Source organism: Flavobacterium sp. AG291, assembly GCF_003350375.1.
Taxonomy (GTDB): domain Bacteria; phylum Bacteroidota; class Bacteroidia; order Flavobacteriales; family Flavobacteriaceae; genus Flavobacterium; species Flavobacterium suzhouense.
In genome coordinates this window covers 123,406-147,864 of record NZ_QQAR01000010.1, presented here as the reverse complement: position 1 = coordinate 147,864, position 24,459 = coordinate 123,406, and the positions used below count along the sequence as shown (strand labels likewise).

The 24,459-nt window shown below is 38.4% G+C and carries 22 protein-coding genes; 13 read left to right on the top strand and 9 right to left on the bottom strand.

The window, feature by feature from the left end; all coding sequences use genetic code 11:
- The first annotated feature begins 114 nt into the window (after window positions 1-114).
- From DEU42_RS11890 to DEU42_RS11860, 7 genes are all read left to right on the top strand, one after another.
- A complete protein-coding gene (locus DEU42_RS11890; protein WP_114758522.1) occupies window positions 115-1,983 on the top strand; it encodes an OmpA family protein in 1,869 nt (622 codons plus the stop codon).
- A gap of 145 nt (window positions 1,984-2,128) precedes the next feature.
- Window positions 2,129-3,001 carry a cupin-like domain-containing protein gene (locus DEU42_RS11885; protein WP_114758521.1) on the top strand — a complete coding sequence of 291 codons (873 nt, stop codon included), beginning with the start codon at window positions 2,129-2,131 and terminating at the stop codon, window positions 2,999-3,001.
- A gap of 63 nt (window positions 3,002-3,064) precedes the next feature.
- Window positions 3,065-3,529 carry a regulatory protein RecX gene (locus DEU42_RS11880; protein WP_114758520.1) on the top strand — a complete coding sequence of 155 codons (465 nt, stop codon included), beginning with the start codon at window positions 3,065-3,067 and terminating at the stop codon, window positions 3,527-3,529.
- A gap of 92 nt (window positions 3,530-3,621) precedes the next feature.
- Complete coding sequence (locus DEU42_RS11875) at window positions 3,622-5,460, top strand: tetratricopeptide repeat protein (protein ID WP_114758519.1); 1,839 nt, start codon at window positions 3,622-3,624, stop codon at window positions 5,458-5,460.
- Window position 5,461: 1 nt separating this feature from the next.
- Window positions 5,462-7,315, top strand: coding sequence for a tetratricopeptide repeat protein (locus tag DEU42_RS11870; protein ID WP_114758518.1), 1,854 nt, complete (start codon window positions 5,462-5,464; stop codon window positions 7,313-7,315).
- Window positions 7,275-9,158, top strand: coding sequence for a tetratricopeptide repeat protein (locus DEU42_RS11865; RefSeq protein WP_114758517.1), 1,884 nt, complete (start codon window positions 7,275-7,277; stop codon window positions 9,156-9,158). Before DEU42_RS11870 ends, DEU42_RS11865 begins: the two co-directional genes overlap by 41 nt.
- Window positions 9,159-9,709: 551 nt before the next feature.
- Window positions 9,710-11,440, top strand: a complete 1,731-nt coding sequence (locus tag DEU42_RS11860) for a hypothetical protein (protein ID WP_114758516.1) — start codon at window positions 9,710-9,712, stop codon at window positions 11,438-11,440.
- A gap of 533 nt (window positions 11,441-11,973) precedes the next feature.
- On the opposite strand, the gene DEU42_RS11855 is transcribed toward DEU42_RS11860, so the two are convergent.
- The 4 genes from DEU42_RS11855 to DEU42_RS11840 all read right to left on the bottom strand — a co-directional run bounded on the left by DEU42_RS11855 (window position 11,974) and on the right by DEU42_RS11840 (window position 15,519).
- A complete protein-coding gene (locus DEU42_RS11855; protein WP_114758515.1) occupies window positions 11,974-13,128 on the bottom strand; it encodes a beta-ketoacyl synthase N-terminal-like domain-containing protein in 1,155 nt (384 codons plus the stop codon).
- Window positions 13,129-13,220: 92 nt separating this feature from the next.
- Window positions 13,221-14,492, bottom strand: coding sequence for an adenosylmethionine--8-amino-7-oxononanoate transaminase (bioA, locus tag DEU42_RS11850; RefSeq protein ID WP_114758514.1), 1,272 nt, complete (start codon window positions 14,490-14,492; stop codon window positions 13,221-13,223).
- Window positions 14,489-15,106, bottom strand: coding sequence for a dethiobiotin synthase (bioD, locus tag DEU42_RS11845; RefSeq protein ID WP_114758513.1), 618 nt, complete (start codon window positions 15,104-15,106; stop codon window positions 14,489-14,491). Before bioD ends, bioA begins: the two co-directional genes overlap by 4 nt.
- Entirely contained in the window at window positions 15,103-15,519 is a 417-nt protein-coding gene (locus DEU42_RS11840; RefSeq protein ID WP_114758512.1) for a DUF2007 domain-containing protein, read from the bottom strand. The genes bioD and DEU42_RS11840 overlap by 4 nt, the downstream gene beginning before the upstream one ends.
- 164 nt (window positions 15,520-15,683) lie before the next feature.
- Between DEU42_RS11840 and DEU42_RS11835 the strand changes: the two genes are divergently transcribed.
- Window positions 15,684-16,847 (top strand): AI-2E family transporter, encoded by a 1,164-nt coding sequence (locus tag DEU42_RS11835; RefSeq protein WP_114758511.1) that lies wholly within the window; start codon window positions 15,684-15,686, stop codon window positions 16,845-16,847.
- On the opposite strand, the gene DEU42_RS11830 is transcribed toward DEU42_RS11835, so the two are convergent.
- Window positions 16,825-17,976, bottom strand: a complete 1,152-nt coding sequence (locus tag DEU42_RS11830; RefSeq protein ID WP_114758510.1) for an aminotransferase class I/II-fold pyridoxal phosphate-dependent enzyme — start codon at window positions 17,974-17,976, stop codon at window positions 16,825-16,827. The two genes, DEU42_RS11835 and DEU42_RS11830, sit on opposite strands and share 23 nt — an antisense overlap.
- A gap of 41 nt (window positions 17,977-18,017) precedes the next feature.
- On the opposite strand from DEU42_RS11830, the gene DEU42_RS11825 reads away from it, so the two are divergent.
- The 5 genes from DEU42_RS11825 to DEU42_RS11805 all read left to right on the top strand — a co-directional run bounded on the left by DEU42_RS11825 (window position 18,018) and on the right by DEU42_RS11805 (window position 21,115).
- Entirely contained in the window at window positions 18,018-19,373 is a 1,356-nt protein-coding gene (locus DEU42_RS11825; RefSeq protein ID WP_114758509.1) for a peptidoglycan DD-metalloendopeptidase family protein, read from the top strand.
- Window positions 19,374-19,507: 134 nt separating this feature from the next.
- Window positions 19,508-20,008, top strand: coding sequence for a DUF2975 domain-containing protein (locus DEU42_RS11820; protein WP_114758508.1), 501 nt, complete (start codon window positions 19,508-19,510; stop codon window positions 20,006-20,008).
- A gap of 4 nt (window positions 20,009-20,012) precedes the next feature.
- Window positions 20,013-20,546 carry a DUF2975 domain-containing protein gene (locus tag DEU42_RS11815; RefSeq protein ID WP_114758507.1) on the top strand — a complete coding sequence of 178 codons (534 nt, stop codon included), beginning with the start codon at window positions 20,013-20,015 and terminating at the stop codon, window positions 20,544-20,546.
- Between the two features lie 3 nt (window positions 20,547-20,549).
- A complete protein-coding gene (locus DEU42_RS11810; RefSeq protein WP_114758506.1) occupies window positions 20,550-20,774 on the top strand; it encodes a helix-turn-helix domain-containing protein in 225 nt (74 codons plus the stop codon).
- The gene (locus tag DEU42_RS11805; protein ID WP_114758505.1) at window positions 20,771-21,115 is read left to right on the top strand and encodes a hypothetical protein; all 345 of its coding nucleotides are present in this window, start codon (window positions 20,771-20,773) and stop codon (window positions 21,113-21,115) included. The genes DEU42_RS11810 and DEU42_RS11805 overlap by 4 nt, the downstream gene beginning before the upstream one ends.
- Before the next feature lie 21 nt (window positions 21,116-21,136).
- Here DEU42_RS11805 and DEU42_RS11800 read toward each other — a convergent pair whose 3' ends face one another.
- The 4 genes from DEU42_RS11800 to atpD form a co-directional block, all read right to left on the bottom strand.
- The gene (locus tag DEU42_RS11800; RefSeq protein WP_114758504.1) at window positions 21,137-21,685 is read right to left on the bottom strand and encodes a hypothetical protein; all 549 of its coding nucleotides are present in this window, start codon (window positions 21,683-21,685) and stop codon (window positions 21,137-21,139) included.
- A gap of 72 nt (window positions 21,686-21,757) precedes the next feature.
- Complete coding sequence (locus tag DEU42_RS11795; RefSeq protein WP_147278114.1) at window positions 21,758-22,156, bottom strand: hypothetical protein; 399 nt, start codon at window positions 22,154-22,156, stop codon at window positions 21,758-21,760.
- A 120-nt stretch (window positions 22,157-22,276) separates the two neighbouring features.
- The gene (locus DEU42_RS11790) at window positions 22,277-22,564 is read right to left on the bottom strand and encodes a F0F1 ATP synthase subunit epsilon (RefSeq protein ID WP_114758502.1); all 288 of its coding nucleotides are present in this window, start codon (window positions 22,562-22,564) and stop codon (window positions 22,277-22,279) included.
- Between the two features lie 90 nt (window positions 22,565-22,654).
- A complete protein-coding gene (gene atpD, locus DEU42_RS11785) occupies window positions 22,655-24,166 on the bottom strand; it encodes a F0F1 ATP synthase subunit beta (RefSeq protein ID WP_114758501.1) in 1,512 nt (503 codons plus the stop codon).
- Window positions 24,167-24,459: the final 293 nt, after the last annotated feature.

Sequence of the window (24,459 nt, the reverse complement as noted above, 5' to 3'; positions counted from 1 at the left end):
CCTGAAAGTGACAACTCCTGCATCGCACGAGGTAATGTTACTGTTTGACCTGAACTTCCCTAAAAAAGTATCACGTTCACCACGTTATTTCTAATAGCATAAGCCATTTTAACCATGAAAAAGATATACATCTCTCTTAGCCTGCTTATGGCAATGACCGTGGCGGCACAAAATAAAGATACTGAAACGGCAGATAAACTATACGCAAAATTTGAATACCTTGATGCTGCAAAAGCCTATGAAAAACTGGCTGCAAAAGGTAAAGACGCTTACGTATACAAACAGATAGCCGACAGCTATTACAACCTTTTTAATGCTCAGGAAGCATCTAAATGGTATGCTAAGCTTATTGAAATAAAACAGCAGGATTCTGAAACCTACTATCGTTATGCACAAATGCTTAAAGTGGAAGGCAAATATGAGGAGGCTAACAAACAGATGCAAAAGTTTGCTTCACTTGCTCCTCAGGATCAAAGGGCTGTAGAGTTTAAGCAGGACCCTGATTATCTGCCAAAGCTAAAATCACAAACAAAGCTTTATGACGAAAAGAAACTGGACATAAATGACCCTAAGTATGCTGATTTTGGTGGTTTTGTTACAGACGACAATACATTTTATTTTGCGTCTACCCGTAACACTGCACGAAGAAAATATGGCAGGAACGAAGAGCCTTATATGGATATTTATACTGCTACCTACAACAACGGAAGCTTTAGCGAACCTGAACCTTTATCAGACCTGAACACGCAATGGCATGATGGCCCTGCTACAGTTACCGGTGATGGAAACACCATGTATTTTGCCAGCGAAAGCTGGAAAGAAGGCAGCTTTGAAAAAGATACTCCGGGACAGCGAACAGGACTTATTTACCTTTTTGTAGCTACAAAAGAAAACGGTAAATGGGGCAATGTAAAAGCTGTACCGTTTAACGACAAAAAATATTCAACAGGCAACCCATCGGTTAGCAAAGACGGAAAGACACTTTACTTTGCTTCAAACAGACAAGGTTCTATGGGTGGCAGCACGGATATATGGAAAGTTAACGTACTAGGCAATAACACCTATAGCAAACCTGAAAACCTTGGACCTAAAGTAAACACTGAAGGCCGCGAGAATTTCCCATTCATCACTGATGACAATAAACTTTTCTTTGCCTCAGAAGGCAGAAAAGGTTTTGGCGGTATGGATATCTTTATGATTGACCTTAACAAAGGTACCGAGGCCATTAATTTAGGCCTACCGGTAAACTCTCCAAAAGACGATTTTGCCTTTACATTTAACGACACTAAAAATATTGGTTTCTTTTCGAGCAACAAGGCCGGAAAAGACAACCTGTACCTGGCTACTCCTATATGTGGCGTAGAAGCTATTGTAACTGTTAAAGATGCCAAAACAGGAAAAATACTTGGTGGTGCTACAGTTGCCATTCTTGACGATAGAAACAACGTGATACAAACCACTACTGCTGACGCAAATGGTATAGCATCATATAGCGTAGACTGCGACAGGGCTTATGTAATACAGGCTTCAAAAGATGGCTACCTGCAAAGCACTTTCCCGGTTTCGAAATCAAGAGAACGCAAAGTAAACATTACAGCAGACCTTACTCCGGTTGATGTACTTATTGTAGGCAACGAAGTAAAACTAAAAGATATTTACTTTGAATACAACAAAAGCAACATTACCCCTGAAGGTGCTGCAGAACTTGACAAGCTTGTATCGTTAATGAAGTCAATGCCAAATATGGTTATTATGGCAAAAGCACACACTGACAGCAGAGGTAGTGCAGAATACAACATGGCATTATCTGACCGAAGAGCAAAAGCTATGGCACAATATGTCATCTCTAAAGGTATTGATGCATCAAGGCTTTCAGGAAAAGGCTATGGCGAAAGTGAACCTAAAGTGAACTGTGGTGAAAACTGTACCGAAGAGCAGCATGCGCTAAACAGGAGGATTGAATTTATTATCGTAAAGAAATAAATATATAAATGCAACTATTATTGATAAGCGGCCTTGGGAAGGGCCGCTTTTTTTTATTTTCATTTTAGTTAATAAAATTTTAAGAATTAGAGCTTTACAATTACATAACGCTTTAGTAATTTTGTTTAGCTAAAAACCCTATCCGATGCCGTTAGATCTCACCGAAATTGAACGTGTAAAGACAATTACCAAAGAGGACTTTTATAACAACTACGTAAAGAAGCAAAAACCACTTGTAATAGAGAAACTTACAGAAGACTGGCCTGCTTATGAAAAATGGAAGCTTGATTATATAAAAGACATAGCCGGCGAAAAAACAGTACCGCTATATGATGATCGTCCGGTATCGCACAAAGATGGTTTTAATGAGGCCCATGCAAAAATGAAAATGGCCGATTATATTGACTTACTACAGTCAAAACCTACCAATTACAGGATATTTTTATACAACCTGATGAAGGAGGTACCTTCGCTAAAAAATGATTTTAAATGGCCCGACATAGGCCTGAAACTTGTTAAGCAGCTACCTATGCTTTTCTTTGGCGGAGAAGGGTCACGAGTATTTATACATTACGACATTGATTTTTCAAACATACTGCATTTTCATTTTCACGGAAAGAAACGCTGTATATTGTTTGCTCCCGACCAGACCCCTTACCTGTATAAAGTACCTCACGCACTGATATCGCGTGAAGATATTGATTTTGACAATCCTGATATGGAAAAATGGCCAGCGCTTAAATATGCAAAAGGACTTGTAGCCGATCTTGAACATGGAGAGATGCTTTACATGCCCGAAGGCTACTGGCACTATATGAAATATGTAACTCCGGGATTCTCTATGAGTTTAAGAGCATTTCCTCGCAAGGTGAGTAATCTTGGAAAAGCCGTTTACAATATCGCCTTCATGAGATACTTTGATAACGTAATGCGAAAGTTTAAAGGGCAGGCATGGATAGATTATAAAAACAAACAGGCAATAGTAAACACTCACAAAAAACTAAACTTACCGGTATAACAAAAGAAGCCCATTATGTAATGGGCTTTTGTTTTAACTTTGCCCTTATAATCAGGCTAAGGCATGCAAAAATCGTATACGGTAGAAGAGGCGAAAAGAAAAATGGAGCATTACTGTGCCTATCAGGAGCGTTGCCACGACGAGGTAGTGCTAAAACTGAAAAGCCTGAATATGATACCGCAAGCCATAGATGTTATTGTGGTTCACCTGCTTGACAATAACTATTTGAACGAAGAACGTTTTGCCTGTAGTTTTGCCCGAGGAAAATTCAGGATAAAACACTGGGGAAAACGCCGCATTACCAATGAGCTAAAAACCCGAAACATTTCCCGCTACAACATAGAACGCGCTCTTAAAGAAATTCCCGAAGGCGAATATCTTGATGCATTCCATGAATTGGCCGACAAACAATGGGAAATTACACGTGAAAGCAATATTCAGAAGAAAAAAAAGAAAGTAATGGATTATTTACTACGAAAAGGTTATGAAAGTAATCTCGTACAAGAAAAAATTTATGCTTTTGAATAACATTTTTAAAACCTACACAACACAAAATCCATAAAATTTTGTTAAATTGGTTGTGCCCAATTTTCTTAATTGAAAACCAAATACCGTAAACTATGGTAAAAAAACTACACCTTATTTTTTTATTAATAACCGGACTATCTTATGGCCAGGAGTACAATTTTAAAGCCGCTGATGCCAATGCCCGTAAACTGTTAAACTCTAATCCTGCAGCTGCAAAGGCAATCATAGAAAAAACACTTGCACAGGATGACCTTCACGATACAGTATACGGAAATACCTATAACCTCTACGGAATTTATTACGGGATGACAGGCAAACCTGACTCTACCATATTTTATACCAAAAAGGCGATAACATACCTGAATAATTACCCAAAAATAAAGGTAAAAAGCCTAATGAACCTGGCTATAGGCTACCGAAACAAAGGGGAATATACTACATCTATAAAACTTCTCAAAGAGGCTGCAACAATTCAAAAAAAACAGAAAAACAATTTAGGACTTGCAATTGCTTACGGTGAACTTGCAACAAATTACAATTATACAACAGACTACGAAAACTCCTTATCGTATCTTACTAAAGCTATAGAGCTGCTTAAGAATACAAACCACAAGAAAGAACTTATTGTTATAAAGCAAAAGCTTGCGGGCACCTATATTGCCAAAGAGAATTTTGCTTTTGCCATAGATCTCTACAAGGAATGTGCGGCATTCTTTAAAGAAACAGGAGCTAAACACAACTATTATCTTACTGAGATTAACCTTGGCGAGGCTTTTACCCATGTTAAAAAATATACTGAGGCCCGAAATGCACTGGAAACAGCAAGAAAAGGATTGCAGCAGCTTGGCGATGAAGAAAATTTAGGAATCACTACTTTTAGAATAGCCGAACTTGAATCGGCAACCGGAAATATATCAAAAGCGACCTTGGAATTTGAAAAAGCTCTTACACTTTTAAAAGAATCCGGTTCGAAAAGAATTATAAATATGGGGGGAACTTACATAAATTTCCTGAACAAACACAATAAAGCTAAAGAAGCTCTTAGAGTAATAACCCTAATTGAAGCTACTAAAAAATTTAAGAACGCCGGTAATCGGGAACAGTTAACTTACCAAAATGCCATTGCCGAAACTTATAAAGCCACTAACAACGATAAAGAAGCTATTAAAGCCTACCAGAATACGATTGTAATAATGGATTCTATTGCAAGCGCTAAAAAACGGGTAGCAATAGAAGAAATACAGGCAAAATTTCAAACGGAGTTACAACGAGAAAAAAACCTTGCTCTTGAAACAAATAACAGAATTCTTCAGGAGCAGATGCAGGCTGAAAAAACAACTATGGTATTCTACATCGTGATAAGCATTGCGCTAATTCTGCTGATTCTCCTTTTTCTCCGCGGATACTGGCTCAGGAACCGATTACAGCAGGAAGAGCTAAAAACCATTGAGACAGAAAAGAATCTTATCGAACAACAGCATAAGCACGAACAGGAACTCACCTACTCTCAAAAAAATATTATAGACGAAAAGCAACGCGAACTTACATCTACAGCCCTGAGGATGGCAAACTACCAGGATAACATAAGTGAGATCATTGCAAAATGCAACAGTAATGCTTCGCTTAGCGTGAATGACATTAAGAAAGAACTGCAACTGCTTATGAAACAGAAAGATTACTGGAAACAGTTTGAGACCCGTTTCAACACCCTGCATCCTGAATTTGGCAATCAGCTTACTGCAAAATTCCCTAAACTCACTAAAAACGATATAGAGTTTTGCTCACTGCTAAAACTAAACCTCTCAAATAAAGAGATTGCATCATTGCTACAGATATCACACGAAAGCGCGATTACAAAAAAATACCGGATTAAGAAAAAAATGGAGATTAACGACGACGCCGAATTTGAAAAACTTCTTATGGAAATCTGATATGATAAAACAATTAACTCTATTAATATGCTTCCTTTCCTTCTTTGGACATTCTGGTCGCGCTCAGCAAAACAACTTCAATTACAAGGCAGTTGAAGCAAAAATAAGAAAGCACATCTACTCATCGGCAGATAGTACAAAATACTACATTAATTATGCCCTGAGCCAAAAAACATTACCTGACAGCATTAGGGGAGCGGTTTATAATATCTATGGTATTTATTACGGGAATATGGGGAAAACCGATTCCTCTATCTATTATTATAAAAAGGCAATAGCACAATTAAAGAATTATCCTAAGATAAAAACTATGCCATTGATGAACATTGCTGTTGCCTATCGTAACAAAGGGGAATACGACACTTCTTTTCAGATCCTTAATGAAGCACTGGAACTCAGCAAGAAATTAAACATGAAGGTTTTTGAGGCATCAGTATACAGCCACATGGCTTCTAACTACCAGTTTACACTGGAATATGAAAAATCTATCGAGTGCCTTTTAAAAGGTATAGCCATCGTTAAAAAAGAAGAAGACAAAAGCAGTTTGGTAAACATGAACCAAAAACTGGCCAACACCTATATGAAGATGCGCAATTTTACTTTTGCAAAAGATCTTTACAAAGAATGCCTTGCTATATTTAAAGCTAATAATGATAAAGGCAACCATGCCCTTACCCTTATAAATTATGCTGAATGTGTTATTCATCTTGATGAAGTAGAAGAGGCTAAACGCAGCCTGAGAGAAGCCCTGATTGAGCTACAGGACATAAAAAATGAAGAGCATATGGCTGTTGCCTATTCTAAACTGGCCAATATAGCTGCTTATGAGCAAAAACATAATGTCGCACACAGCAATTATACCAATGCCTTAGCAATCTTCTTGAAAGGGAATTCGATGAATACAGTCGTTATAGGAGCCGAATTTATAGAATACCTTAATAAACAGCACAAATATGACGAAGCCCTAAAAGTAATTGATGCCGTAAAAAAATCAACCATGTTTAGCAAGGCAAACTCCGAAGACAGGCTTCGTTTTGATGTGGCTGCAGCTGAAACAAATAAAAACACTAACAATCATAAAGAAGCTGCTGAAGGACTTGAAGAGGCAATAAAACTTAAAGATTCCATAGCCCGTACTGACAACAATGAAGCTATAAATGAACTTCAGGCGCGTCTTCAAAAAGAACTGCAACAGGAAAAAAGTCGTATATTAAGTAAAAGGAATAATTCGCTGCAACAGGAAAAGGACGCAAAAAACAAGCTAACGTTTCTTTATGTTTTTGCCAGCATATTTTTTATTATAATTGTATTGCTGTTCTTACGTAGTCTATGGCTTAAAAACAGACTGCAGAACGAAGCCCTCCGCCATCTAAACGCAGAAAAAAACCTGGCAATGCAACAACAGGAGTATGAGCATGAATTTGCCAATTCACAGAAAGAAATTATTGCCGAAAAACAAAGAGAGCTAACATCAACAGCATTAAGGCTTGCCAATTACCAGGATAATATTAATGAGATTATTGAAAAATGCGACAATGGACAAATTAAAGATACTGCTCAGCTGAAAAAAGACCTGACAACTTTGTTAAAGCAAAAGGATTACTGGAAACAGTTTGAAACCCGTTTTAATAACCTGCATCCGGATTTTGCCCATTCACTTGCCTCTCAGTACTCAAAACTTACAAAAAACGACATTGAATTTTGTTCATTACTCAAACTAAACCTGTCAAATAAAGAGATTGCCACGCTTTTACAGATTTCACACGAAAGCACTATCACTAAAAAATACAGGATAAAAAAGAAAATGGAAATCAATGATGATTCAGAATTTGAAAAAATACTTATGGAAATTTAGTCAAACAGTTATCTGTCTGACTTTTCTATTAGTATCTATCAAAGTATCATCACAGGAAATACACTGTAGCTATCAAAATTTTTGGTTCAAGGCTGATTACAAAAATCTCCTTCATGCCGAAAAGGAAAAAAACAAACATGAAACCATTCTCGAAACCAAAGGGCTTCATGACACTGTATATGCTAAAGCGCAAAATGTAATCGGTATATACTATGACTATGCAGGCTACCCTGAAAAAGCACTCGCTTGTTTTAGCAAAGCAATAACCCTGCTTAAAAAATATCCTCAAAAACAAATTGCTCCGATGGTAAATAGTGCCACCGAGAATAATATTTTAGGCAATTTTGAACTCGCCCTCAAATGGAGTAACAAAGCTTATAAACTAAACAAAAAGTTCAACAATCCTATTTATCAGGCTCATATTTATCATTCAATTGCGGCTTCATACCTTTACAAGGGTAACATCGAGAAAGCTACCCAGTATCTACTTAAGGGCATAAAAATACTTGAAGCCAAAAATGACAAATGCTATATATGGCAATTAAAGATAACCCTGGCCGGCACTTATCTCCAAAGCAACAACTATAGGTTTGCAGCCGATTTACTTGAAGATTATCTTACTAAGAACAAAGCAGACAGCGACAGCAAAGTCTATATAATTGCAACTGTTAATTATACCGAGAACTTAATAGCTCTCGATCAGACCAATAATGCCTATACTATATTAAACAATATCATTCCTTCTGCAAAGAAGTCTGGCGATAAAGAGCTTGAAGCTGTTGTATATGCCAAAATTGCTAACATTGACGACCTGCGTGGAAACAAGGAGAAAGCTTTACTTCAGTATGCAAATGCATACCAAATGCTTTCTGAAAAAAAATCGAAATACACCATGCTCATTTTTAGCAACTATATAACGGTATTGAACGAGACAAAAAAATACAAAGAAGCTATAAAACTCATAAATGAATTTAGGAATTCACCCGCCTATGTCAAGAGTCACACCCATGAAAGATATGAGTATGAGCGTTCTATAGCTGAGATATATACTCAAACAGCTAATTGGAAGGAAAGCTCCAAAGCTTTTGAAAGAGCAATGTTAATGTGTGACACGTTAAGAATGCATGAAAACGGCTCAGGTCTTAATGCCATGCAGGCAAAATTTCAGACTGATTTTCAGAGAGAAAAAAATGAAATATTAAAAAACAATAATGAAGCCTTAAAGAAAAGAGTTCAGGCCGAACGTAGGTTAACATATATGTATATAATCGCCAGTCTGTCTCTAATTGTGTTCATTCTTTTTATACTCAGAGGTTCTCGCCTGAGAGCCCGACTTCAAAAAGAAGCATTAAAATCAGTAGAAAAAGAACGGAATTATCTGGAACAGCAACATATCCTGGAACAGGAGCTGAGTAACTCACAAAAACAGATGATTGATGAAAAGCAACGCGAAGCAACCTCGATGGCACTACAAATGGCAAATTATTATGATAGTCTCAATTCGATAATTGAAAAGCTGGATAACGCCCCTCTTACAAAAACAACTGAAATAAGAAAAGAACTGAAACAAATTGCACAGCAAAAAAATTATTGGAAAGAATTTGAGATTCGTTTTAAAAATGCAAACCCAGATTTTGAAAACAGCATCATTGAAAAATATCCAATGCTAACAAAAAACGACATTCAGTTTTGTTCACTTCTTAAGCTTAATTTATCCTATAAAGAAATTGCTTCGCTTTTACAGATATCATATGAAAGCACTGTAACAAAAAAATACCGGATTAAGAAAAAAATGGGTATTAGCGAAGACGAAGAATTTGAAAGAATACTTTCACGACTCTAAGCTGATAGAATTTTACCTACAAGATATATGTGTGCATATATTTGACATGTTTTTTAACTCATGTCTATGCATTTCGTCCGTTATTTTTTCACATAATCTGTAAAACACTGAATATCAGAGCTTATTTTTACAACAAATTTCTTTCTGTCTATACTTTGTCTATTAAGTTTTTGATGATGATTACGTTTTTTCACCGTTACTTTGCTTCAGAATCGATCGGGTTTTTTCCTTACAAATCTATCACCCCTTTGTTTCTGACCACAAACTAAAAAATATACTTGAGCAGCCTATGACAATATAGCAGAACCAAAATAATTTAAATGCCATCCGCCCCCAATGGCATACTGTTTCTAAGCAGTACTATAAAATGAGCCCCCCGTTTTATAGTATTTTTTGATCCGATTACAGAGAATAATCTCTGATGTGAAGGTTGATTTTTGCCCCCAAAAAGCTTCCTCAAAAATATTTACTATCTTTGCATTATTAATCTCTTAAAAGAGATTCTAAGACATACTGATTTATTGCTTATTTAATAAAAAGTTATCCCCCCAATGACTACTTTATTCAACGAGCAAAATAGAATTGCAAACAAACTATTCTATTTACTCATACTATTACCTCTTGCGGCTTTTCCGCACAAAATTACACCTCCACAGGGTGCAATACTATATTGCAACAATGAAACTACATGGAATGGTAGCAGTTGGAGTAATGGCGAACCTGAAGCAGGAAAAGACGCTATATTTACTGCCAACTATACTTTTACTGCTGGTACATTTACTGCATGTTCTATAAATGTGCTTCAGGGTGCTAATGTAAACTTTGCCCAGCATACTAACGCAATAATAACTCATAATGTTCATGTAGCGGTAAGCGGCCGGCTAACCTTTGAAAGCGGCGCTAATCTTATACAAACTGAAGGTCAGCAAAACTCAGGAGACGTTATCATAAAAAGGAATTCGTCTAAAATTGTAAAAGAAGCTTATACCATCTGGTCTTCACCGGTAGCAGAACAAAAGCTTCTTGGCTTTTCACCGGAAACATTACCAAACCGTTTTTATACCTATAATACGGCAAATAATATTTATGCCAATATAACATCACCGGCAACAACACCTTTTGATGTTGCAAAAGGTTATCTTATACGCAGCGGAGAAAACCATCCTTTGACACCAACTATTTGGGAAGGTAAGTTTACAGGTACACCGAATACGGGTGATATTACCGTACCTCTTGATTATTTTAGCGATGCGAAGTCATATAACACTATAGGCAACCCATATCCTTCTCCAATAAGCATCCAAAAGTTTTTTGAAGCAAATGCTGAAGCCATCAATGGAACAATTTGGCTATGGAGAAAAACTAATGACCCGGCAAAATCAAGCTATGAAACAATTACTAAGCTTGGCTACCAGTCTAATTCTGCGTATGATCCTGACAACAATACTATTCAGGATCCTTACAGCCTGCATGAAGAAGGCGTACTGAATACTGCACAGGGCTTTATGGTAAAGGCTTCGGCTGCATCGCAAAACATTGTATTCAACAATGCAATGAGATTACCATTATGCTCTACGGTATTTTTCCGTACACCAGCACCAAAAGACAATGGTCAGGATGAAATCAGCCGTTTATGGCTTAATGTAACCGCACAAAACATCTTTTCGCAGGTTTTGATAGGCTATACCGCAGAAACATCTGAGGGATACGATTCAGGTTATGACGGGGAAGCAATTATGGATGGCAAAACAACGCTTTATAGTATTGCAGATAACAAAAAGCTTTCTATCCAGGCACGCTCACAATTTAATGACAATGACATTGTAACTCTTGGCTTTAAAACTGAAACAGCAGGAACATTCACCTTTGCACTTGACCATGTTGATGGATTATTTATGCAAGGCCAACACATATATCTGGTTGACAAGAATAGTAACACTGTAAACGATATTACCGGTCAGGGATACACCTTTACATCGGAAGCAGGAACTTTTGAAGACCGCTTTACAGTAGTGTTTACGGAAAGTTCGCTGGGTATTGAAACTCCTCAGCAAACCCAAACCACAGCAATCGTTTACAGTAATAACCATAGCGTGCATGTACAATCTACTGAAGAGATATCATCAGTAGTTATATATGATCTTTTGGGTAGAATAATTTTTACTACGGATGTAAACAATACTTCTTTTAGCTCTGATTACATTAATACGACAGCACCGGTAATTGTGAAGATAACAATGAATGATGGAGCTGTTTTGACAAAAAAAACACTGGTTCAGTAACCACAATAATATTGCCTATAGGCAAACCCGCTTCAACCGGGTTTTAAGAGAATTATAATTGAGTAAGGTCTTTTATAATTATTTAGTAAATTTTTTAGTTGGATAAGCCCCGTTAGTTTTTACTAACGGGGTTTGGTTTTTTTAATGAGATAAGATTTAAATCTTCAGTAGGTTAGACAAATTCTTGCTAATTTTTTTTGAGCTCACTGAAATATTAACCTCTAATCGTTTTGAAAAATGAAAATTATCCCTATATTTGAATCAATTGATATCTAATATTTAATTATTCAGAGAGAGACATGAAAAATTGATAAAAAAATTTTTAAAGCTCTTTAAATACTTATATATCAATATATTTGCAAAAAATACACGAGACAGTTCTTTGTTTTTAAGATATTTATAAAATAAATAAAATATTTACCTCAGGGTATAACAGTAATTATGGGCTTGTCTCATAATGTTTTAGTAATTTTTTAGTTGGATGCGGAATCCCGGGGTAGTAGCCGGGATTCTATTTTTATACAACTGCCAAATTACTTTGATATCAGCACACTAACGGCATTTCCTCCAAAACCTACGGCATTTACCAGTATTTTTTTCAGTGGCTTGTCCTGTATTTGAAGACTTGCATAAGGAACTCCTATAAATATGTTTTTTTGCAGCATCTGAACGGCAAATTCAAGGCTAAGCAGCCCCGATGCACCAAAGGTGTGCCCTATCTTCCATTTATTAGTAGTAAGCAGCGGAAGTTTATCTCCAAAAAGCTGTTGTATGGCTGCATATTCAGAAGTATCACCTTTAATAGTTCCCGGAGCATGCATTACAATAGCGTCAATTTCTTCAAGAGGGGTATCTTTCAATGCCATTAGCATCGATTTTTGCATGCACTCAGCATCATCCGATATAGAAACACTATGTTTTAGCACCTCGGTAGCATAACCGATACCTTCTACAACAGCGATGGCGTTAGCTGCTTTACCTGCAACAAGACAAGCCGATGCAGCACCTTCGCCCAATACCATTGTATTTTGCTTCTTATTAAAATCAAAAGCCCTGCACGGATATTCTCCGCCGGCAGTACTGTATATTTTCATGGCCTGCATCTGGGCAATGGTAAATGGCGTTAACGGCGCTTCACTGCCTCCCACCAGAAATTTATCGGCCATTCCGGCACGAAGCCATGCCACACCATTTAAAAGCGCATGCAAAGCTGTAGAACAGGTAATTGAATGTGAAATTTCAGGCCCGGTACTCTTAAGATCCTGTGCTACCCAGCTGGAAATATTACCTAACGTCGTAGCTGGTGATGCCTGTACATTTGTTTTCCCAGTCTTAAGGAAATCTCCATGATGTTTTTCAAACAAGTCGGTAGCGCCTCGTGAGGAACCAACGTTTATCCCAAAAACATCCCCCTCTGTCCAGCCAGCCTGGGCAACAGCCATCCTTGAAGCAAGCATAGAATATAAAACCGAATTATCAAGAGAAGCATATTTAGCATCTTCTTTCTTAAGGTCTTCAACAAGCTTAGCCTGCAATGCCGTTAAGGCAACCGCAGGAACCGTTTTGTCGGCTGATTTAAAATCCCTGATTAAGGTATTGGTATTGCAATAATTTTCCCAAACAACTTCGGGAGATGTCCCAAGTGGAGAAAAAGAAGCAATGGATAGTATGGAAACAGGTGTAGACAAGGTATTCTAATATTTTTGCAAAAATACTGTAAAACGCAGAATAAGCCACGAATTACACTAATTAAACAAATTATATGATTATTGTAGTAAAACTATAAAATCGTCTCTAAGGCCTCTTCAACAATGCCGTAAACTGTATCTAGCTGCTCATCATTTATGATGTAAGGCGGCAGTATGTAAACCACTTTATCTACCGGTCGCAAGATAACACCCTTGCTAATAAAGAAATCATACAACCTGTTTCTGAAGCTACCGTAGTATGACTCACTTTCTCGCTCAATTTCAAGCGCAAAAATAACACCCAGCACCCTTGCTGTTTTTACTCGCGGATGGTTTTCCATCTTATCCTTAAAAGCAAGATGTTTTTTATTGATTCGCACCAAATTCTGCTGCATTTCGTCCTGCTGAAGCAGGTCCAGGCTCGCTAAAGCCGCTGCACAACCTGTTGGGTTGGCAGTAAAGGTGTGACCATGAAATAATGCCTTGTTTACATCATCGTTGTAAAAACCATCATACAACTCTTGTGAAAAGGAAGTGATCGCCATAGGTATGGTTCCTCCCGTTAATGCCTTAGAAAGGCACATCATGTCAGGCTGGGCTGTAAGATAATCACAGGCAAATTTTTTTCCGGTCTTTCCAAAGCCCGTCATTACTTCATCGGCAATGGTAAAAATACCTCCTGTTTTGCATGCTTCAATAAGATTATCTAATGCTTCCGGGGCATACATTACCATACCCGCAGCCCCCTGAACCAAAGGTTCAAAAATAAAACCAGCGTATTCGTTGGTCGCTGCAAGTGCTTTCAGTGCCGAATAGCTCTCCTCTTCCCTGCCCTTTACCGGCACAGGAATGCGAACTACCTCTATTAGCGAACCTCGGAAAGCCTCGGTAAAGAAAGAGATACCGCTGGCAGCCATAGCAGCAAAAGTATCGCCGTGAAAAGCATCCTCAAACGCTATGATTTTAGTACGCTTCTCTCCTTTGTTATAATAATACTGTAAAGCAACCTTAATGGCAATCTCAACTGCTGTCGATCCATTATCTGAAAAGAAAAGCTTCTTTTGGTTTGATGGTAGTATATCCATCAGCCTTTCTGAAAGCAATACGGCAGGCTCGTGGGTAAACCCGCCAAAAAGCACGTGCTCCAATGAGGTAAGCTGTTTGTAAATAGCATCGGCAATATAACGGTTGCTGTGCCCATAGGGGTTTACCCACCATGAAGCAATAGCATCAATATATTCTTTACCGTTCTCATCCCAAAGCAATGCTCCCTCACCTTTTGTTATGCCAATAGGTTTGGCAGCTGTTTTATGTTGTGTATACGGATGCCATAAGTACTGGCTGTCGCGTTCCTGTAAACTCATAATTTCAATAGATTTTCACGGAATGCATCAGCATAATCCGCAATTACATTTTGGTCAAAATAAGGTTCGTTCTCAATACGCCCTATCATTTTCACCCCTGTTTTTTTAAGTATTATATCTTCAGTAGACGGCATTGCATCACCATTAAAAACAATCCCTGCAATGGCAATATTTCGCTGCTTTAAGGCTTCAATTGTCAGCAGTGTATGGTTAATGCTGCCAAGGTAATGGCGTGAGACTACAACTACCTTATAATCGGGCTGAATAAGGTCGGCAATCGTATCCGTATCATTCAACGGAACAAACAATCCTCCTGCCCCTTCAATGACCAGGTGGTTTTTGGTTTCCGGTTCTTTTATTTCTGTAAGATCAATCGTTACTCCATCAATCGCTGCCGCAAGGTGCGGACTCGAAGGTGTGTTAAGCAGGTAACTATTTGGGAAGAACTGTGTATTTTCGTTAGATATGTAGCGTTTTACTTTATGCGTATCAGAATTATCGGCATCTCCGGCCTGTACGGGTTTCCAGTAATCAGCCTCTAAAGCTTCGGTTATTATGGCAGAGGCAATAGTCTTACCTACATCGGTACCTATGCCTGTTATAAATAGTTTCATTTAATTTCAAATTCGTTATTGCAATTGCTGCATCGGTAAGTATATTTTGTATATACTGGCATTCCTCCAGCTACGAGGAATCCAAAAAGGAATGCAAACAAAGACTTCTTCTCTTTTACAGTAGTACCTACATCTACTTTATCACTATTGCATTTAGGGCAAACTACAGCCTGTCCTTTATCATCTACTGAATACCGGCTAATCTCAGAAAGTACAGCTGTAGCTTTATCTATGTCTTCACTCCTCACATAAAGCTTTACTCCACCTATGGCGTTACTTACCAATGGATCAGTGTCTATTGTGAAATTGTCGGCCATAAAAACCTCAATCCCTTCCGATTCAAGTTTTCCCTTTATGATGATAGCTTCAGAAGTATACTGGTAGCTGCCAATTTTCGCAAACTCTTTTTCCATTTTACAAACTTACTAAATGATTCTACTCTATTTTAAGCTAATTATCAACCGAGTAATTTTTACCAAAACATCAACACAATTTTAATATAATATTATCAGTCAAGGGTTTAATAATTTATAATTTTGATAGGAAAAGTTTGAAAATTAACACATTTTCTCAAGATATGGAAACCTTACGCGTACCCAACTACATAAAAACTGTTTACATAGCACTGCTTATCATTATCATTATCTTTTTTATGATAATGGCAAAAAAACTGTTAGTGCCCCTTCTTGTTTCGGGTTATATTGCCATGCTGTTAACCTCGTCATGCAATGCGCTCGAACGCCGCAAGATTCCACGTTCTATAAGTGCTGCCATTTGCCTTTTAACCTTTATTGCCGTTATAGGAGGCATTGTATTTTTCATCTACATGCAGGTTCGTGGTTTTATGGACGACCTTGGTGGCGGACTTAATGAAAAAATCAACCATTTTGTAATAACTGCCAACAAATGGAGTACAGATCATTTTGGCTTTGATCTTGGAATGCCAAATGGCTTTGAGATGAAGAAGGCGGTAGAGATCGTTCAGCCGGAAAACATTAAGCCAACCCAAATGATCATTAAAACCCTGGGAACTCTTTCTGATATACTTTTACTGCCGGTATTTATCTTTTTCCTGCTCATTTACCGCGACCACCTCGCTGTTTTTGTCACTAAAGTATTCAGCAAACAGGACAACAATTTCCTGTTGGAAAAGCTCACTTCTATCCGCAAGATAGTGCATGCCTATATAGCAGGAGCCGGAAAAGTAATGCTGATATTAGCGGTGGTAAATACCGGAGTACTGTTTGCCCTTGGCATTAAGCACGCTATCTTTTTTGGGGTGCTTGCAGGTATGCTCAATATAGTACCTTATCTGGGACCTTCACTAGGGGTTATATTACCTTTTACCTTCGCCCTGATGACTAAAGACAGCATGTTTTACCCTGTGGCAGTTGCAGTATCATTTATTTTCATTCAATTGCTGGAAGGTGCTTTCCTGACACCAAAAATTACGGGAAGCAATGTAAACCTCAATGCGCTTATTACTTTTATCGGATTATTAGTTGGTGGTGCTATTTGGGGCGTTACAGGTATGATACTTATCATCCCTACCATAGCCATACTAAAAAAACTGTTTGAGTTAAGCCCCGACACTCAGCCGTATGCTTACCTCTTTGGTGAGGAAGATAGTGACTGGTTTAAAAAACGCGAGCGAAGAACAGCTAAAGCCCAGGTCGAAAAAGCCAAAAGCAAGGCAACTGACGCTAAAGTAAAAAAAATCATGAAGAAAGGTGAGCAGTAAGAAGCTCTAAAACCTGCATTACCTGTTCTCTAGTAGTATAACTATGCAGGCAAAAACGCAGGCGCTCCTGCCCTTCGGGCACTGTAGGCGAAAGTATAGGCTTAACGCCAAACCCCTCCTGCTGTAAAACTGACGCTATATTCTTTACCTTTTCATTACCGGGCACCACTACACAATGTATGGCAGAGTCACTGTAGATAAAGCTTTTCAGTTTTAGGCGTTCTACTTCCGACCTGAAAAAACTGACGATATTTTTTAGCGATTTTTGTCCTTCAGGGTTATTTGCCATAAAATCGTAGGCAGTAATAATTGTTGCCAGCGAATGTGGCGGTAAGGCCGTGGTATAAATAAAACTTCGGGCAAAATTCAGCAGGTACTCCCTTAGCTGTGGGCAACCCAATACCGCAGCTCCGTGACAGCCTAACCCTTTACCAAAGGTCATGACCCGTGCAAAAACTTTATCCTGTAACCCTAGCGACTGTATCAGGCCTTCACCTTTTTCACCAAAAACTCCAAGCGCATGGGCTTCATCCACAATAAGGTTAGCCTTGTACTTTTCGGACATCGCTATCATCTCTATCAAATCGGGGCTATCACCATCCATCGAGAAAACCGACTCAGTTACTATGTACAATTCACCCATATTCCCTTCGCTTCTAAACTTCTCAAGCAGCCTTTCCAGGTCAGACTGATCATTATGAGAAAACTTATAAGCTTTTGCCAATGACAATCGCATACCATCACGAATAGAAGCATGAATGTATTCATCATACAGGACAATATCACCCTTTTGCGGTACTGACGAAAACAAACCTACATTAGCATCATAACCCGAGTTGAAAATAAGCGCACTTTCGGATTTATGATAATTGCAAATCGTTTCTTCAGCCTTAGCATACAGACTGTGATTACCCGATATAAGCCGTGAGCCGGTAGCCCCGTTTACAGCAATGCGATTATCCAGAAGATATTGATGTGCTGCGTTAAATATCTCAGTCGATACGGCAAACCCGAGGTAATCATTCGACGAAAAGTCGATTCTGTTATCAGGCTTGGTGAGTTTTCGCAGGGCATTGCCCGCTTTACGCTGCAACAACTTTTCAGATAATGATGTAGGTAATTGTTTCATCTGCTTTTATTATATTTATACCGCAACCAATTAATCATTTTATGAAAAAAACTTTACTCACAATCCTATGCGGCATTGCTTTACTCAATGGTTATGCTCAGGAAACATACCCGCGACCTAATGGAGGCGAATATATATTTAATCCCAACAAAGTTAGTTGTGTTACCGAAAGTGAGCGTATAAGCATTCAGGAAATTTTAGAAAAAAAGAAAGATTTACTGAAAAAGACTTTAAAAAACATCAAAAAAGATAACCCTTTGCCACCTTCATTTATCTGGCCGGTAAGACAGGCCGAAGGTTTTGGCTACAACTCGGTATGGGGAATATCCAATTATGTAGACCACAGTACCTCTTCTGACCTTATCGATTTTAATTGCGGCAACAGGACATATGACGGGCACATGGGAACCGACATCTATCTTTGGCCTTTTTCATGGAAGATGATGGATGAAGAACAGGCAGAAGTGATCGCTGCCGAAGACGGAATCATCATTTTTAAGGACGATGGGCATTTTGACCAAAGCTGTGTTATGGGCGGAGGAAGCTGGAATGCTATCTATTTACTTCATGAAGACGGAAGCATTTCGTGGTACGGACACATGAAAAGTACTACGCTAACCTCTAAAGATGTTGGGGAAAGCGTTGAAAAAGGAGAGTTTTTAGGTAAAGTGGGAAGCTCAGGAAACTCTACCGGGCCACACCTGCACTTTGAGGTTTATGATGCTGAAGGAGCACTAATAGATCCTTTTACAGGCAATTGTAATAGCCTGAATACGTCTTCATGGTGGGAAACCCAACAGGGCTATACAGAACCTAATGTTAATGCAGTGCTTACCCATACGGCTCCCCCTGCTTTTAATGATTGTCCAGAAATTGAATCGGCAAATATCAGTACTACTTTTGCATCAGGCGATACCGTTTATGCTGCCATATATATGAGAGATCAGGAGCCAGACACAACCATAAACCTGAGAATACGAAGACCAAACGGAACACTGGCCGGCAATTGGGCTTTCACTTTTGATACGTATTATTCTTCATCTTACTGGTATTGGCTCATTAGCCCTAATATGGATGGCGTTTGGACATGGGAAGCCGAATACAACGGAGAAACCGTTGCGCAAACCTTTACCGTAGGTACACTTGGCACTAATGAGAACAGCCTTTCGACAGTTTCAGTTTATCCTAATCCCACAACAGGACTTGTTACACTGGAAGACAGCACTAATGTATCTGAAGTGACCATTACCGATGCCCTGGGAAAAATTATAGCAATAGAAAAAAATCCTGATGGTATAAAACAGGCCGATCTTAGCGCACTGGCTCAGGGAGTCTACTTCCTGACCATGACTGCCGAAGACAATAAGTCGAGGACTGTAAAGATAGTACGCCAATAACATACTATACACCGAATAAAAAAATCCTTTTAGGCTATCGCTTAAAAGGATTTTTTATGCTTTTTAATAAATAATTATTGTTTTTCGATAATTTATTTATATTTGCATTGATTAAGCAATAAACCAAATAACCCATGACACAATTACGCACTTTAAAACTCCTTGTACAAATACTATTTGCACTGTCACTCATTTTAATGTTTTTTCTAATACCTTTCATGCTCCTTTCTATAGTAACGCCTGAAAGCATTCCTTTCAAAATTAACGGGGAAATGGCTAAAGACATTTCTGTAGCCTCTAAGTTGACTCTGTTTATAGTAGTTGCAGGTTTTGCCAGCTTTTTATATGCTCTTTATATTTTCAAACAAATTCTGATCCTGTTCGAAAAAAAGAAAGTATTTGACACTTCCGTAATAACCAACTTTAAAAAAATAGGCCGTATAATATATGGGGGTGGTGTGTTACTAATCATTGGCTCAGTTTCATTCAGACTAACACAGGGAGAAGCAGCAATGGACTTAGATTTTATAATAGATTTAATCTTCATATTCGCCTTGGGATTGTTCTTCGAGGTTTTATCAGGCGTATTCCAATGGGCAAAGAATCTTAAAGAAGAAAACGACTTAACCGTTTAACATCATGAAACATCATCTAAACATCATTATACTTGCCCTGCGTGCCGTTATAACTTTTGCTGCAGGCATGATTCTTTATTACATTGGGTATGCCTACCGGTTTATTTCAAATGATGAGACTGCCCTGATAAAAGATTTCTTTTACGATTATTTCACACCCATAAGCTCTGCCGTGCCTGACGTTAACAACAAATGGTTTGCGGTTGCATTTTGCGTTGTCTATTCTGCACTGCTTGTTTATGCAATTGTGGGCGTAACCCGCTTATGCAATTGCCTTATAAGCATTAAAAAAGGAAAAATGTTTTACCATACCCAGGGGAATGAATTTCGCAGAGCAGGGAGTACATTTATCATTTTTGCAAAGTCAAGATACATTTTATTCTGCACTACGGCAGTATTGTATTTTGATGTTACTATATTCTTCCGACAGTTACCGTCGTTCCTGCTACTATACCTTTTAGGAAAACTGATATTGCTGCTGGCCCACATAACCGAAAAAGGCGAATTTATTCAGGAAGAAAACGAACTAACGATATAACCTATGCCTATTATCATCAATCTTGACGTAATGCTCGCTAAACGAAAAATGCGTTCTAACGAGCTGGCCGATAAAGTAGGCATTACCACTGCCAACCTCTCCATCCTTAAAACCGGTAAGGCGAAAGCCATCCGGTTTTCGACGTTAGAAGCCATTTGTGAAGTGCTGGAATGCCAGCCCGGCGATATTATGGAGTATATTGCAGAAAACGAACCTAATAAACTATGATCTTCGTAATCATCTTAGCTTTTTGCGTTTTAGGATTTGGGGCTTTATACTCCATAGCAGAAAAGAAATTCAAACTGCAACTGGTTATAGTTACGTTTATGTATCTCTTTTATATTTACCTATGGTATGACAGATATTATATGATAACCAATGTAAAAGCAGCATGGATAGGTTATGATCTATTCATATACACTATGCTTACCTCACCTCTTTACATTATATATCATACTATTGCATTGTTTAACGCAAAAGGCATTGAAAACCGAAAAATAGCATATCTGAATATTACAGGAATAGTTTTATGTATTGCACATGTAATTTTAGTAGCTGCAAATATTTAAAATCAATAACATCTTTCAGCATTACAACTCCACCCATTTTTTATCACCAGGCACACTGGAATCAAGGAAATCGGCATTTAATTTTACAGCGATGTGCTTTGCCATTTCATAGGCCGGAGCAAGTTCCTGATTACTATAAATAGTAAAGTGCTTAGAGGTATTATACCATACATTCACATCATAGGTAATACCTGATGAATCAGTTTGTCCGTCTCCATAACCGTCTTTACTCCATGATTGTCTGAAAACACACACATATTCTACATTAGGCAGGCTTTCCCATTTACCAAAGCGAAACATCCCTACCGACATTTCTTTCTTGAACCTGCTGTTAATCAAATCAAGGCATACATTATTAACCATTGAGAACCGGACTCCAGCCACAAATAAAAAAAGAGATAGTTTTATTGTGGAAACAGACCCTTTAACATCATCACCTTGGGTATAGAACAACCCTAAAATAAAGAAACCTATAGCCACTATTGCTCCCGTAAAACATAATGCTGCTATAGCAACCTGCCAAAAAGGCCTCCTGCCTTCACTGATAATAATGTCCGAATTGTTTTCCATACCACAATATTAACAAAAAAAGCCCCACACAATGCATAGGGCTTCTAATTTATATTTCTTGGAGATGAACAACTACTGTTCTTCTTTTTTCTCTAGTAACATTAAACGCATCATTTTCTGTTTACTTTTACATAATGTCTCCTCAGTAATATTACAAAGCTTATTATTCCGTATTTTAAGCTGAAGATCTTCCCTCGAAGCGTCAGTATAGTTCAAAATAAGAGTTTTACCTTTAACCTTCCATCTTCCAGGATAATCTTTCTTTTTTATACTATAAACAAAAGTACTGTCGTTGTCGATTTTTAGCTTTATATAATCGTCAAAATCATACAAAAATTCAAAATATCCTCTCGAATACATTAAACTTAATGTTTCCATACTTGATGGTCCCCTGCTCGTATAAATACCCACAACTGTTTTAGAGGTTGAGCATCCTGTTGCAACTATAAGCAGTGTGAAAAATAAAAGCATACGGTTTGTCATGGCTCAAACCTACAAAATAAACTCATCATACCATTAGGTATTTTTACCTGCTATAACAAAAAAGCCCTATACAAAGTATAGGGCTTCTAATTTATATTTCATGGAGGATTAACCTACCAGGATAATAATTTTGTTGTCTTTAAGTTCCAGTGTTCCTGAAGTTATTGGCAAAAGGAATTTCTGGTCTTTTTCTGACTTGATGAACTTCTCTGAAAAATCAGTAGTAGTTTTAAAGTCAGCAACTGCGATCTTGATGTTACCTTCAGCCAGTATCGAAACGATATTAGCGTGGTGGTTTAACATCTGGAATTCACCATCTACACCCGGAACAGTTACCGAAGTAACGTTTCCTTTAAATAAATGTCCTTCCGGAGATACTATTTCTAATGATAACATAGTTTTAGTTTTGAGTTGCGGGTTGCGGGTTTCGAGTTATAGGTGACGTTAGGCCAACCCAGAACACTGAACCCGGAACACTGAACTAGTTTATGCTTCAGCTAACATTTTCTGACCTGCCTCGATAACGTCCTCGATAGTACCTTTAAGGTTGAAGGCCGCCTCAGGAAGGTGGTCAAGCTCACCGTCAATGATCATGTTGAATCCTTTGATAGTGTCTTTAATATCTACAAGAACACCAGGGATACCTGTAAACTGCTCAGCAACGTGGAACGGCTGAGAAAGGAAACGCTGAACACGACGAGCGCGTGATACTGCTAATTTATCCTCTTCTGAAAGCTCTTCCATACCAAGGATCGCGATGATATCCTGAAGTTGTTTGTATTTCTGAAGTATTTCTTTTACTCTTTGTGTACAGTTGTAGTGCTCATCACCAAGGATTTGCGGAGTAAGGATTCTTGAAGTTGAATCAAGAGGGTCAACCGCAGGGTAGATACCAAGCTCAGCAATCTTACGAGAAAGTACTGTTGTAGCATCAAGGTGGGCAAAGGTTGTAGCCGGTGCCGGGTCAGTTAAGTCATCCGCAGGTACGTATACCGCCTGAACTGAAGTAATTGAACCTTTTTTAGTTGAAGTAATACGCTCCTGCATCGCACCCATCTCAGTTGCAAGTGTAGGCTGGTAACCTACCGCAGATGGCATACGGCCAAGTAGTGCAGATACCTCAGAACCTGCCTGTGTAAAACGGAAGATGTTGTCTACGAAGAAAAGTACGTCTTTTCCTTGTGCCTCACCAGCTCCGTCACGGAAGTACTCAGCGATTGTAAGACCTGAAAGCGCAACACGTGCACGTGCTCCAGGCGGCTCATTCATCTGACCGAATACGAATGTAGCTTTAGACTGGCGCATACCAGGCTTGTCTACTTTTGTAAGGTCCCAACCACCATTCTCCATAGAGTGCATAAAGTCATCACCATACTTGATGATACCAGACTCAAGCATCTCACGAAGAAGGTCGTTTCCTTCACGTGTTCTTTCACCTACTCCTGCGAATACAGAAAGACCACCGTGACCTTTTGCGATATTGTTGATCAACTCCTGGATAAGTACTGTTTTACCAACACCCGCACCACCGAAAAGACCAATTTTACCACCTTTTGCATAAGGCTCGATAAGGTCGATTACTTTGATACCTGTGAAAAGTACTTCTGATGAAGTTGATAGATCTTCGAATTTTGGAGCCGAACGGTGAATTGGTAAACCGTTAGCGCCGTCTTTTGGTAAATCACCAAGACCGTCAATAGCGTCTCCAATAACATTAAACAAACGTCCGTAGATGTCTCCTCCGATTGGCATTTGGATAGGAGCTCCTGTACCAGTAACTTCCTGACCTCTGCTTAAACCGTCAGTAGAGTCCATCGAGATAGTACGAACAGTATCTTCACCAATGTGAGACTGTACTTCAAGTACTAATTTTGAACCATCTTTTTTAGTGATCTCTAATGAATCATAGATCTTAGGAAGCTCAGCATTTTGGGTGTTAAACACCACGTCTACTACCGGCCCGATGATCTGTGCAACTTTTCCTATTACTTTAGACATTGCTTATGTATTTATTAAACAGCTATTTACGTTTTACGAAAAAACCTAATTTTTCGAGTGCAAAGATAGTTTTTTCTACTTGAATTATGCAACCCTAAAAATGCATTTTTTTCAATAAAAAAGCGGATTTTTAAAAATCCGCTTCTAAATGTGCGTTAAGCACTTAACCGTATTGATGAATTCATACACCTAAGCGAAAGCTTCTCTTAAAACGAACTGCCGTATTATCACAAATAGCATACCTTAATATATAACAAACAAAAGAGGGCTGTCTTTTCAGACAAGCCCTCTTC